The organism is Pectobacterium sp. F1-1 (assembly GCF_025643735.1).
In the GTDB taxonomy this organism is placed as follows: Bacteria; Pseudomonadota; Gammaproteobacteria; order Enterobacterales; family Enterobacteriaceae; genus Pectobacterium; species Pectobacterium colocasium.
The window spans coordinates 2,638,416-2,651,401 of sequence record NZ_CP104733.1 but is presented as its reverse complement, the minus strand read 5'-3'; the positions used below and the strand labels follow the sequence as shown (position 1 = coordinate 2,651,401).

Here is a 12,986-nt window from a genome sequence, read left to right as displayed (position 1 = left end):
CCGCCTAACGGGGATGCTATGTCGGCGTTTGTGATGAATGCGTCGTTAACCAGATGGTAAAGGCCTCTGGAGGAAGGGGGCGGGAAAAATAGTAGCCCTGTACTTCGTCACAGCCAAAACAGGCCAGATAGTCGAGCGTTTCTTTATTTTCCACGCCTTCCGCCAGCACTACGTAGTTGAGTTTGTGCAGCATGCTGATAATCGATTCTACAATGACACGGCTTTTATGGTCAGTTTTGATATCTTTAATCAATGACTTATCCAGCTTTATCACCGTAGAAGGGATATTGCGCAGATAGCTTAGGTTGCTATATCCCGTGCCAAAATCATCAAGGGCGATAGTAAATCCGAGCTGTTGTAGCGTTTGAATGATGGCGAGCGTTTCAGTGCTTTCGACGATTTTCTGCGTCTCGACACACTCGATGTCAATGTCCTGAGGGGTAAGGCCGTGATTCTCCAGAATGGTGATAAGGCGTGGGATAAAGTCATTCTCGGAGAAATTTCTGGCAGAAACGTTAATCGATACCGGGAAGCTAAACCCCTCCTGACGCCACTGTTTCACCTGGCATGCCGCTTCCCGGGTTACCCAATCCGTTAACGGACGCATCAGCGTGGTACCTTCCGCGAGCGGAATAAACTGGTCAGGGTAAATCTCACCCAAATCGGGATGACGCCAGCGAATCAGCGCTTCGGCGCCGATGACGGTATTGGTCTTGATACACAATTTCGGCTGATAAACCAGATAGAGACCCGGTTTGTTGTTCTGCAACACATCGGCCAGTTCATTGAGCAAGGTAAAGGCGATTTGCTGTGCCTTATCGGCCTCGTAGTTGTAGGCGAACTGGCGAATATTCCTGATGATAGCGGCACGTAGCGCGCTCATGGACTCACGCAGGATTCGCTGAGGATCGTTGGCCGGAATTTGGAATTCAGTATAGCCAACGAAAAATTCCAGTTTGAGTGGAATATGGCTGGTAATGCTTTCATGAATTCGTTCGGCGCAGGCGTCGAGCTCCGCCAGCACCTGTTCTTTTTTATCCGCTTTCACCAAAAGAGCGAAGCGGCCTACCGCGGCGCAGTAAATATTCTCTGGCGTGCTTAAACTGAGGCGCAGGAAGATGCCGATATCTTTCAGCAGGCCTTCTACCGTTGGCATCCCAAGCGCGCATCCCATTTCATAGGCATAAGAAATGTCGATGGTATCAATCAGAATAAGCAGGTAGCGCTCGTGGATGTCGGTAATGTGGCTGATGTCGTCAATCAAACGTTGACGGTTAGGCAACAGAGTCACCGCATCAATTAGCCCAATCGCGTTGCGGTATTCCATTAATACCATCGCAATGGCGGCTAAATCGTGCAGTAACCGCAGTTGGATTTTACTGAAAGTGCGCGGTATATAATCAATAATGCAGAACGTTCCAATAGAATAGCCTTCTTTGGTTTTAAGCGGAACGCCAGCATAAAAACGGATAAACGGTTTGCCCGTTACGTAAGGACTATCGTTAAAACGTTCGTCCTGAATAGCATCGGGACAGATAAAGGATTGACCCGTTTGTACGGTAAAATGGTCGAATGAACCGATTTTATCCATATCATCCAAAGGGAAATGAGTTTTTGCTTTAACGTGCAGAGATTTGGTGCCGGTTAGCGTCACGAGTGCCGTTGGGGCTTCGAGCAGTTGGCAGGCCAATTTTGTGAGTTTCTGAAGAATATCGTCTTGAGAACTATCGGTTTTTTTTAATTCGTCGAGAGTCTGCATGCGTTTCTTTTCGTCATGACTCAAATGTTTTAACATGTAGACTCTTCCTTTTCGCAATAATAATCGCGACGACATCAATTTAATTTAACGGTGACACAATAACATAGAGGCTAAAAATTGAGGTAACTTATTATACTACCTTTATCTTTCCGTTAAGGTTTCGACGTTTTTTGTCTTAAATCATGTTTTCGGTTTTCAATGCACGATATGAATTTATGATATTTTCCGATAACTTGCGAGTGCAGATAAAGGGTTTAGCCGAGAAAATGCTCTGCGAATAAATGAGAATCTAATTATAAGAAATGACATGTTCCATAAGATAAAAATAACATCCTGATATACTCCTCATACTTCAAGTGACATGTACGTTGGCCGCGTTTAGTGAGCTGAATCACTTGTTACAGTAACAATATGGAGGATTAACCTATATCTCTGATAAGAATAGAACAGATATTTTTTTATACCATGCTGCTGAGGGGAAGTGATTGACGCCAGACTCTCCCTGAATTAACAGTTTTTGCCTGGCGGTTGTGCGTCTATGACGGGGGAGTTAGCGTTGTTTTGCCAATGTTTCTAACTGCTGACGAATCGCGGTAACGGAAACGGCACGATTATCGGCCCGATCGCGCTCACTGGCATCGGGCGCAGAGCTTTGAATGCCCATGAGCACCCAGCCTGCCGCTGAATTCAGCATGAGGGGGGAACCGCTATCACCCGGCAGCGTATCGCACTGGTGTGCCATCACGGCGGTGTGAACCCAGCCCGTGATCACACAGTTTTGGTGGCGATACAGCGTCTCCTGATGATCTTCCGGGTAACCAGCTTGCGTGACGCGCTGACCGTTATCTTTCAACGCCTGCATCAATTCCTGACGACTGCCTTGCCAGAGCGGAAGCGGGCGAATCCCCGGCGGCGTTTGCTTTAGCCGAATCAGGGCATAATCCAGTGGTGCTGCGGAGGGCGGCACGATCCATCCTTCGCCGTCGGCTTTCAATTTTTTGGCGAGTGTTTTATTCGCCAACGCTTCAACTTCCGTCGTTTCGTAACGCCAGCCATTTTCTGTCGCCAGAAAGCGCAGCGCGACCGGTTTATCGATCTCGCCTTTCGGTGGCGTGACGACGCAATGCCCAGCCGTCAGCGCCAGATGGGGGGAAATCAGCGTCGCAGTGCAGAGGTTCCCGCTGGCGGTTTCCAACTGCCCAATAGCTTGCCACGGCCAGACTGCCGTATCAGGAACAATATCCCGATCGTCGTGGTTGAAAAATAAGATTTGTTGCTGCTTCTGTGCGTCGGTATCGGTTGGTGAAGACTCAGCCCAACTTAGCGGGGAGATAAATGATAATGAACATAACAACCAGGCTGATATGCGCATGTAGTGAATAAACCTTATGATAAACGTCATCTTGAGGCGCTAAATATAGCGTGTTGGATTAACTATAGATGTATTTGTTGGTGAGGGACTGAAAATTAAAGTGTTATTGAGTGTAAAAGGCGGTGCGTGACATCACTGGGCGGTGGCAGGAGGAGGGTGACCGAGCGGCAAAATGGTTTCTGCGGCGTGCTTCACGGTGTCCCACTATTTCAAACGCTATGCCACTTCAAACGCTATGCCACGATTTTCTGTGGCGTAGCGTTTTTGCATCAGTAAACGGCATCTCGTGGTGTCATCACGCTTATTCGTAGCTGACGATCACGATACGCGCATGTGAACTCACGTTTTTCGCGCTCACAGAACCGATGCCTTGTGGTAACACCGCGTATTGTGCACCGCTTTTCATTTGTAGCGTTTGTACTTCCCCCTGTCGTTCGCAACTGACGGCCACATTACTTGCCTGTGTCGTCACATTACAAACGGGCTCGACGATGGCACCCACAAAGCGGATGACGCCCGTCGATGAAGAGGAGGCGAAGGTATACGATGTAGCAGCCATAAGGCAGATCGCTAGGGCAGATATTGGCAGGATTTTTTTCATTATGACGTTCTCGGTATTGCCCGGAGTGTAATGATATAAACGGCGCTGAATGATAAAACTTTATTATTCTGGAATTTTTGTTTGGCTGGATTCGTAACTATTTGAAATTTTCTGGTTTATTCTTTAACGTCGTCAGGCGAACAAATATCATATCGCGCATTATTGCTTGTAACGTTCTTTAATCTGGTGAGCTTTATTCATCACTGCGCAATGCAGAAGCATTATGGACTAGAGAAAAAAACTCAGGGTGATAATGCCACAGAGCAAAACGAGGGATAACATAATTTCAAATGAGTAACGACGCATCATTTTCCTATCCCCCGATGAAATAAACACCCGGTAAACCGGGTGTTTGTTCGTGGTTTTATTGTGGTCAGCCCTTAGCGATGTGATTCAAGTCAGGACTGGCCGAAAACGACGCCTTCTTATCGGAAGGCGTGGATGCTTACCAATTACGCTGCTGGCGTAGTATCAGCAGGTTTTGCAGTTTTTGCTTTCTTCACGTGTTTCTTGGCAGCCTGCGCTTTCTGCGCAGGGGCTGGTTTCGCTTTCTTCACGTGTTTCTTGGCAGCCTGCGCTTTCTGCGCAGGGGCTGGTTTCGCTTTCTTCACGTGTTTCTTGGCAGCCTGCGCTTTCTGCGCAGGGGCTGGTTTCGCTTTCTTCACGTGTTTTTTGGCAGCCTGCGCTTTTTGTTCAGCGGCTGGTTTCGCTTTTTTCACCTGTTTTTTATGGTGAACGGCTTTAGCCGGAGCAGACGTGGTCGCCATAGGCTGAGCAGGCGTGCTGGTTACGGTATCCGCGGCAAACGCTACAGAGGACAGACCCAGTGCCGCACCTGCGATCATAACTAATACTTTATTCATCATCATTTCCTCGTTATCTCATTCACGTTTCGTAGCCCTCGGTTGGGCCGGTGAAGAGAGAATAGGAGAAACAGAGAGCGGCTTCAGTGAGTAATTGGTTTCGGCGTGTAACCTAATGTACAAGCCAGGAAAACGAGGGGAACTGAAGAAAAACGGCGGGGTTACCGCCGCCTCGGTGCTAGTGCTGACTGGTGATGGCAGCCTGCGCTGTCGTGGTTTTTACTGGCCAGCAAAAGCGGAAGCGCGCGCCGCCGAGCGGGCTTTCGTCCACGGTAATACTGCCCTCGTAAGCCCGAGCGATAGCATGAACAATGGCCAGCCCGAGCCCACACCCGCCGCTGCTATTCTCGATACCGGCTTCCAGACGGATAAACGGTTCAAAAACGCTTTCCCGGCTTTCGGGGGCAATGCCAGGGCCGTCATCTTCGACTTGCAGACAGGCGATATGCTCAGCGTTGGATGTCAGGCTGATGTGTAATCGGTTGTGGCAGAAGCGTAATCCGTTACCGACCAGGTTATTCAGAACCCGCTCCATCAGGCGCAGATCGAGTGCGCCAATTTGCGCTGAATGGGGCATCTCCAGCGAAATCTGTTTATCAGGGTGGATCAGCCGAAAATCGTCAATTTTTGCCTGTAACCACGCAGGAATATCAATATTGGTAAGGTGTAACGTCACCTGCGGACGGTCGAGTCTGGCATAGGTCAGCAGCTCGTCAATGAGCGCTTCAAGCTGACCAATATCCCGGTTTAACGCCTGCTGCTCGTCTTCCGTCAGGTTGTCGCTCATGGCTAGCCGATAGCGCAGCCTGACCAACGGCGTACGCAGCTCGTGGGCAATATTATCAATCAGCTGCTTTTTACTGTTGATGAGCTGGTTCAGATTATCCGCCATGCGGTTGAAGGCGATGCCAAGCCGGAACAGGCTGGAAGTGCTATCGAAGTGAATACGCTCCTCCAGATGACCATCCCCCAGGCGCTGCGCGGCATTCTCCAGTTTTAACATCGCCTGCCAGTGTGGCCGCATCCATAAGAAAACCGGCAGCGCCAGCGACAGCCCAATCAGCATCACCAGCAGTAAATCCAGCAGCCGCATTTCGTGCAGGAAGAACAGATAGGGAATAGGGCCGACGGCGAGAACATAGTGGCTGCGAGGGATGCGTTGGATAAACGTATATTCATCATCCAGCGCGATAATTTCCCCCTCATTCAGGCGCTGACGATTCTTGGGGCTCAGCGCATATTTGCTCACCGGTTCGATGTGCAGTTTGAACGACAGGTTTAAATCAAGTTGGTTGATCGTTTTATGCCAGTCGCGGGGCGGAATCGCGCGCAGTTCATTACGAATGAGATACAGCGAGCTTTTCATCAGGTCATCCATGGACTGACGGCCAGCGCGTTCGGCCGTGACTTTATAGACCAGCCCGACCAGTAGCGTCATGACGACAAAGCAGGCGAACAGCAATAGAAAAAACTGGACGAACAGCTTTCTCATAGCGTGACGCTCTCCCAGGTATTAGGGGCGAACAGGTAGCCTTTGTTGCGCACCGTTTTGATACGGAACGGCTCCAGCGGGTTGTCGTACAGTTTTTTACGCAGGCGGGAAATCGCAACGTCAATGCTGCGATCCATACCATCGTAGGTGACGCCGCGCAGGTTTTTCAGCAGTGCATCCCGATCCATGATGTGGCCGGCGTGGGTCGCCAGTTGCCAAAGCAGATCGAAATCTGCGGTGGATAACACGATGTGCTCTTGCCCTAACGTCACTTCCCGATTAACCGGATCGATACAGAGCAGGCCGAAGTGCAGGGATTTGTGCACCTGCAATGCGGCGGGTGCCGCTTTTTCCGCTACAGCCTGTGGCGCAGTGGCGTACTGGCGTAAATGCAAACGCAGACGAGCGAGCAACACGGCGGGTGGTGTGGTTTTCAGAATGTAGTCATCGGCACCCATTTCCAGCGCCAGAATATGATTCATATCGCTGTCCAGCGACGTCAGCAGCACAATCGGGCCGCTGTACTGTGGCCGCAATTCCCGACAGATTGTCATGCCGTCTTTGCCGGGCAGCATGATGTCCAACAGCACAAGGTCGGGCTGCTGTTGTTCAATAAAGGCCAATGCCTGATCGCCGCGCGCTTCAACCTGAACATCAATGTCATGCTTGCCGAGGTAGGCCGCGATCAATTTCCCTACCTCGGTATCATCTTCTATAAAAACAATCTTATGCATGGTATCTACGTCATCCCCATCTCATTCCTGATAGCATAGCCTGATGATAGGCGATAAACGAGAAATGAAGCGTAAATGGGTGTTAAGTGTTTGTTTACTTGACCGAATTAGATAAGCTGCGGAGCAGGTTTTTTTAGGCGATATCGCAGCGGAATCTCGTTGTTTGCCGAGAACGGCCACGCCACCGTTACCGATTATTCCACAGGGAACTGCGCTGAAGATGAAACCAATTGACCAGATAAACAGCTGGATGCAGGAAGCCTTACGCCCTTATTTTGGGTTGGCGCCATTGTCGCCTGAATGGGATGTTATCACCGTTCGTGATGGCTATTTTATCTGCGATGACGCTTTTCTGCGCGGTAACTATGCGTATATGGGGTCGAAAATGCTGGCGGAAGAGGACATTCTGTTTCCGGTTGGCTATGGCTCCAGTATCAGCGCCCAGAAAAGCGATTATCGCCTGTCATGGGGGCCCTGTTCGATCAATAAAGACAGCCAGGATACGGTTTTCAGGGCTGGCCGTAGCTATATGAACAATGGCGCTTATAGCAGCGTATCAGCCGAATGCTTTGCGGGTAGCGGTTTCCCTGATTACGATAAAACACTACACAATCCTTCACACCGTGAAGCATGGGAACAGGTTTTGGCCGAGTTCGATTTTCCGCCTGATACCACCTACGATGCCTTTGCTCTGCGAACCGGCGGCCTGACGCGTGCGGCGTATCTGGCGTATGTCGCCGACAATAAAGCGTACCAGCGCAAGGTTCGGGCGAAGAAAAAAGAGGCGAAATAGTTACTGTTATCTTGTTGCACGTGCTTTCGGGGGCGTGCATATCGGTGGGCGACGGGGGGCAATAATTATCCGTATTATGTATATGAAATACATTAATGTGTGACTGGTCGGTTATTTCTTTATGTAATAAAAAGGTTACTTATCGATTTTAAATTGATGTTTCTTAATAACATGGGGCTGATTTATTAACCGAAGTGAATTATAAAAACGTGCTAATTTTTATTGCATGTTTTTGAAAGAACTGGACACGAAAATTTCATCTGGTTACTATCGCTGGTCTGGATTAAATGCTCTTTTGAGTATTAACTGACATTGGACTGCGATGCGTTTTTCAGGATTTAAAAAGATAACAACAACCATTTTTATGATGGTTGTTATCTCATTTTCTTTTTTGTTTTCATTAAATGAATTATTGATTAATCATCAGGAAAATAAATTAACATTGCGTTCTGAAAAGTTACGCTTTCAGACTGAAATCTTAGCAGAACAAGCACTGTCTGCATTGGGTGATATTAATGCTATTGATGATGATATTTGTTCGCCAAACTACATTGAAAAATTAAGAATGATAAGATGGCGTCATCTCAATATTGAAGATGTTGCTTCTTTAAAAGAAAATCGGATTGATTGTAGTGCCTTTTGGGGAGAGGTGATCCCTCCTCTGTATATTACTGTTAAGAATGAAGCGGAAAATAATAAGCCAGTGTTTATTGAGGTGAAAAATAATAGCAAAACTCTGTATAACAATATTGGCCTCTATCAAGGCCATGCTGCGGTGTTTGTCGCGCGAGGAACCTATGAGAGTATATTGAATACTGTGGCGGATGGATATTTCGTTATGACATCAGCGGATAAATCGCAGAAGTATTTTGAATCGAATTCGAAAGAATATGTTGCTTCAGGTAATCCGTTACTGAGAAAAATATTTACCGCCAACACGAGTCTTTGTAGTCCCCAATGGCGGTTTTGCGTGATGGCTCAAAATGCGCGCAGCGGGTTGCTGTCGCTCACACCGGGTCTCCTGTCTTTTGTTATGGTGGTCGCATTGATGCTGGGTGGGTTCCTGACTTTCTTCTGCTTGAATATTGTTGATAAAAGACAATCGCTGAAATCCCGTTTGAAGAAATCCATTAAGAGAGGGGATATTTTTCTTGAATATCAACCGATGGTGAACGCTATTGATGGGAAAATAGCGGCTCTTGAGGCGCTAGTCAGGTGGCGTGATGGTATACATGGCTCTGTTTCTCCTGAGATTTTTATAAAGATTTCAGAAAAAATCGGATTTTATTCAAAAATATCTGACTTTGTAATAAGAACGTCAGTAAAAGAGATGGCAGCTGTTCTCAATGAAAACAGGAAGTTGACGCTGTCTATAAATATAACCGATCATGAGATTAGCGATCCGGCTTTCATCAACCGATTGATTGAGGTGTGTACTCTACATCGTGTTGAAGCTGAACAGATAAAATTGGAAATATCAGAGCGCTGCCAGTTATCGCAAAAGGAAATCCAGCTTTTTGCTGAGCATGCAGCAAAAATGAACATCAAACTGGCGATTGATGATTTTGGTGTGGCGAATTCGAATTTGGCATGGCTTACCGGTTTCAGATTCGATGAAGTTAAGCTTGACGGTTCGTTAATGAAAAACCTGGACAACAAGAATAAAGAAAAGATATTGCATGCAATCTGCTCACTCATTAAAGATATGGGGAAAGATATTGTTTTTGAAGGCGTTGAAGAGGCTGATCAATTAGCGATTGCCAGAGGAATTGATGCGAGTTGCTTAATTCAGAGGTGGCTTTTTTATCGTTCATTGTCAGCAAAAAATATTGAGAGCCTGTTAATCAATCAGGAAGAAAATCACGTCGTGTGTCCCTGATTTTTATGTTGGTTCCCACATTACGGGCCGTAACTTAACGACCGTGCAAGATGCAACAGAAGAAGACATAGCATGAAATATCCGGCGATGTCTTTGTGGCAGGGCTTTAACGCAAAGCCCGCCTACCATCAACGCTCGATATTTTCTCCGTATCGAGAAAAATAATCAGGTTTGACCGAATAAATTAGCACGCCTGAGCGTTTACGCGTTGTTTACTTTGAGGAGAATCCTGTTATGACGCGTATCCTTCCCGTATTGGCCGCCGGACTGCTCATTAGTCCACTGTTGCATGCTATGCCTCTTAACTACACCGTTGCCACTGATGACACGGCCATTGCGCTGTCATGGCAAGCATTTGGTCACCTGTCACAAGCCTCTCTCAATGGCGTGACGGGCAACATTACACTGGACGCTGAAAAGGAAATGAATGACCGTATTGATGTGAAAATCCCCATCACGACGTTACAGGCTTCCAACAGTCTGCTGACCTACCAGTTAAAAAGCAGCCTGTTTTTTGATGCTGAGCACTATCCCGATATTATTTTCACTAGCAGCAGGGTTGTGGCACTGGGGAAGGGGCACTTTCGGGTTTTTGGTTCACTGTCGGTAAAAAACGTTCAACGTCCGGTCATTCTGGAAGCCACGCTTGAAGAACAGGTCGGAGCGGCATCTCATGACGGTTCACTGTCTCTCCATGCTACCACCGCTATTTCGCGCTCGTCTTTTAACATGGATCGGTTTACCGGTGTGGTAGACGATCGCGTCGCGATTACTATTGAAATCCGGGCGAAAGCCCGAAACGCCGTCTAACCCGACACGCCTTATAAAATAAATAACGGCCTTCCATACGTGGCATCGTCCGTGTGTGGAAGGCCGTTCACGGGTTATGCCAGCGACGTTTGTAATCTGAGTGCACTTTCTGTGAGCGGTGCTACAGGGCTACGGCCAATTAAGACAAACTGATAGCCGTGGGCGTACCACCAGACAACCTGCATATCATGGCGTTGCTCATTTTTAAGCGCAGTGGCCGTTGTCTGACGTTCGGGGGAAATGCAGAGCGCCATCGGCCCATATTCGGCATGCAACCAGGTAATCTGTGCAATCGATGTCTGGTCATAGCGCAGCAGACGCACCATTTTCAATTCTGCATCGGGAAGCGTCAGCTGTTGCTCATTGAGAGGCAACCCAATGTCCTGAGCAGTACGAGAGAGTCCACGTTGCAAGGCCTGTGTGGTGTCGTCCGCATCGAGTAAGGTTTCCGCGCGGTACAGCGACATGTACTGCGCTTCAAGATCGCGAATTTTCTCGCTGTCGCTGAGAATCATCCCAGGAGAACGCGCGAGGTAGCCTAGCCCCGATCCCAACACCAAAAAACTGAGTGAAGCAGCAATGAGTGAACGACGGCTGACACCGGCATAAGATGAAGGTGTGGCTGATGTCGGTGCTTCCGCCAATAACGTCTCCAGCCTGGCCTGCATCCTCGCCTCAGGCGCTTTGTCGAGTAAAGGGGCGAAGGCGGCTTCAACATCAAGCTGACCTTTCATCAGTTCCGCGACGCGCTCTGCAAGCTGTTCATCCCCCTCAAGTTGCGCCTTGAATCGTTGCGCATCGGCTTCGTTCATCTCGCCATCCAGCCAGGCAACGATGGCCTCGTCACTGTAAGGGGGCGTAAAACGCATGGTTTTCAAGACAGTCTCTCCTTTGCCGAGGGCTGGGTATCAATGGATTTCGCCAGCGTACCTCGTGCAGCGGCCAGTCGGCTCATAATGGTGCCGATGGGTACCGATAGCGTCTCTGCCGCCTCCTGATAGGTAAACCCTTCGACATAAACTAAAAAGACGGTGTTGCGTTGCGCTTCTGGAAGCGCGCTGACGCGCTGCATTATTTTCTGGTAATGCAGACGATTGTCATCCTGCTCATGGGTATCGGGTGCCAGTAATTCTTCACTTTCGATAAACCCTTGTCCCTGACGTACGCGGCGTGCGCGCAGTTCGGAAATCCATATCGAATGAAGAATGGAAAAAAGCCATCTGTCGATACGCGTGCCGGGCGTAAACTGTGCACTCTTTTCGAGCGCACGAACGCAGGTAGACTGGACGAGCTCTTCGGCTACTTCATGGCTACGCGACAGCACCAGTCCATAGCGCCATAGGCGCGTCAAATGAGCAGTCAACTGCTGACGAACTTCGCTGGTGGTGATGTTTTTATCCTCACATTGAGACTCAGGGCTTTAACGCAAAGCCCGCCCACCATCAACGCCCAGCGTTTTTCCGGTGACGTAGTTGCTGCTGAACAGATAATCCACCAGTCGGACAATTTCCGCTTCGCCGGGGGCAATTTTCATCAGGGATTTGTCCAGCGCCTGCTGACGATAGGCGTCGTCATCCTGTTCGTTAAACAGGATGAGACCGGGGGCGATCGCATTGACTTTCACCTCCGGCGCCAGTTTGCGGGCGAACGAACGCGTCATGTTATCCAGCGCCGCTTTACTGGCGGCATAGGCAATGTGTTTGTCGCTGCCTTTTTCTACCACGTAATCCGTCAGATGGATGATATCCGCGCCAGCCACGCCTTGCCCACGCAGGCAAGATTCCAGTAACTGGTTGAGCAAGTAGGGCGTATAGACATGAATTTGCAGCATATCGGCCAGCGTTTGCTCTGGCGGTATGGTGGGGCTTTCTGGCTCCCAGCGGCTGGCATTGTGAATAATGGCGCGCAGCCGCGGCGTGAGTGACTGGATTTCTTCTGCAAACGCATAGATATTTTCCGTGGTGGAAAAATCGGCGGTCAGGCAAATTGCACCGTCCTGCTGTAGTGCTTCCAACTCGGGATAAGGCGTGCGATAGCTGATGATGACCGGAATCGACTGAGCCAGAAACGAACGCGCCAGTGCCAGCCCGATACGCCGTGCGCCGCCGGTAATTAACACGGGAGCAGAAGAAAAAGTTGTCACAATTAGGTCTCCTCAACACGCTAGTCAAAAGGGTGCGAACCGTGACAATATACCTTAATTAACCACTATACAGGTTACGGTTTTATACCCGTCAGGGTAGTGCGCAGCAAGACACTGGCGAAGAGGAGAGGAGGGAATATGGAAAAGTCCCCTGAGTCTACAAGTTCCGGTGAGCAACTCTGTCTGGACTATACGGATTATTTGGCGGCACTGTGTAAGAAACGTTGGCGTTTTGTGGATGCGATGTACGGCGTGATGCCCATTTTTGGCATGGTGACCAAGACGGCTCGGCAGAGTGCGCCGAAGGAGCGACTGAAGGGACTGGCGCTACAGGTACTTTCTACGCAGGTGAGTGATGAAACCAACATTATCAGGCTGATTACGCTGGCACGTCAGCAAGGCTTGAACGTGTTTGATATCCAACTGCCTTATTCATTGACGAACGAGCAACTGAGCGCCATTAGCCGCGAATGTGACGCGGCGCTGGATTTAACACTGCGGGGTGAACGCCTGTCCGTCCGGTTTTGTATGTAGAGAAAA

The 12,986-nt window shown here is 49.0% G+C and carries 13 protein-coding genes; 4 read left to right on the top strand and 9 right to left on the bottom strand.

The genetic code is table 11. The features are described 5' to 3' along the window. Positions 1-16: 16 nt before the first annotated feature. The 6 genes from NAL19_RS11655 to rstA all read right to left on the bottom strand — a co-directional run bounded on the left by NAL19_RS11655 (position 17) and on the right by rstA (position 6,821). Positions 17-1,795, bottom strand: a complete 1,779-nt coding sequence (locus tag NAL19_RS11655; protein WP_225084846.1) for an EAL domain-containing protein — start codon at positions 1,793-1,795, stop codon at positions 17-19. 514 nt (positions 1,796-2,309) lie between these two features. Next, positions 2,310-3,131 carry a trypsin-like serine peptidase gene (locus tag NAL19_RS11650; protein WP_225084845.1) on the bottom strand — a complete coding sequence of 274 codons (822 nt, stop codon included), beginning with the start codon at positions 3,129-3,131 and terminating at the stop codon, positions 2,310-2,312. Positions 3,132-3,432: 301 nt separating this feature from the next. Next, a complete protein-coding gene (locus tag NAL19_RS11645) occupies positions 3,433-3,690 on the bottom strand; it encodes a type 1 fimbrial protein (RefSeq protein ID WP_263057415.1) in 258 nt (85 codons plus the stop codon). 494 nt (positions 3,691-4,184) lie between these two features. Beyond that, positions 4,185-4,595, bottom strand: a complete 411-nt coding sequence (asr, locus tag NAL19_RS11640) for an acid resistance repetitive basic protein Asr (protein ID WP_263059704.1) — start codon at positions 4,593-4,595, stop codon at positions 4,185-4,187. Between the two features lie 178 nt (positions 4,596-4,773). Beyond that, the gene (gene rstB, locus NAL19_RS11635; protein ID WP_263057414.1) at positions 4,774-6,087 is read right to left on the bottom strand and encodes a two-component system sensor histidine kinase RstB; all 1,314 of its coding nucleotides are present in this window, start codon (positions 6,085-6,087) and stop codon (positions 4,774-4,776) included. Next, positions 6,084-6,821: a two-component system response regulator RstA gene (gene rstA, locus NAL19_RS11630; protein WP_263057413.1), complete on the bottom strand. Its 738-nt coding sequence runs from the start codon at positions 6,819-6,821 to the stop codon at positions 6,084-6,086. Before rstA ends, rstB begins: the two co-directional genes overlap by 4 nt. 220 nt (positions 6,822-7,041) lie before the next feature. Here rstA and NAL19_RS11625 point away from each other — a divergent pair, with 220 nt between their 5' ends. The 3 genes from NAL19_RS11625 (at position 7,042) to NAL19_RS11615 (ending at position 10,303) form a co-directional block, all read left to right on the top strand. After that, a complete protein-coding gene (locus NAL19_RS11625; RefSeq protein WP_263057412.1) occupies positions 7,042-7,614 on the top strand; it encodes a hypothetical protein in 573 nt (190 codons plus the stop codon). Positions 7,615-7,936: 322 nt separating this feature from the next. Then, complete coding sequence (locus NAL19_RS11620) at positions 7,937-9,493, top strand: EAL domain-containing protein (protein ID WP_263057411.1); 1,557 nt, start codon at positions 7,937-7,939, stop codon at positions 9,491-9,493. 234 nt (positions 9,494-9,727) lie between these two features. Next, positions 9,728-10,303 carry a YceI family protein gene (locus NAL19_RS11615; protein WP_263057410.1) on the top strand — a complete coding sequence of 192 codons (576 nt, stop codon included), beginning with the start codon at positions 9,728-9,730 and terminating at the stop codon, positions 10,301-10,303. Positions 10,304-10,377: 74 nt separating this feature from the next. On the opposite strand, the gene NAL19_RS11610 is transcribed toward NAL19_RS11615, so the two are convergent. Genes NAL19_RS11610 through folM form a run of 3 tightly spaced genes read right to left on the bottom strand, consistent with a single transcriptional unit; the run spans position 10,378 to position 12,446 of the window. Next, the gene (locus NAL19_RS11610; RefSeq protein WP_263057409.1) at positions 10,378-11,181 is read right to left on the bottom strand and encodes an anti-sigma factor family protein; all 804 of its coding nucleotides are present in this window, start codon (positions 11,179-11,181) and stop codon (positions 10,378-10,380) included. Next, on the bottom strand, positions 11,178-11,666 hold the full coding sequence (locus NAL19_RS11605) for a sigma-70 family RNA polymerase sigma factor (RefSeq protein ID WP_263057408.1): 489 nt from the start codon (positions 11,664-11,666) through the stop codon (positions 11,178-11,180). The genes NAL19_RS11610 and NAL19_RS11605 overlap by 4 nt, the downstream gene beginning before the upstream one ends. Before the next feature lie 57 nt (positions 11,667-11,723). Further along, positions 11,724-12,446, bottom strand: a complete 723-nt coding sequence (gene folM, locus NAL19_RS11600; protein WP_225084837.1) for a dihydromonapterin reductase — start codon at positions 12,444-12,446, stop codon at positions 11,724-11,726. Positions 12,447-12,584: 138 nt separating this feature from the next. Here folM and NAL19_RS11595 point away from each other — a divergent pair, with 138 nt between their 5' ends. Continuing rightward, complete coding sequence (locus NAL19_RS11595; RefSeq protein ID WP_263057407.1) at positions 12,585-12,980, top strand: hypothetical protein; 396 nt, start codon at positions 12,585-12,587, stop codon at positions 12,978-12,980. The last annotated feature ends 6 nt before the right edge of the window (positions 12,981-12,986 follow it).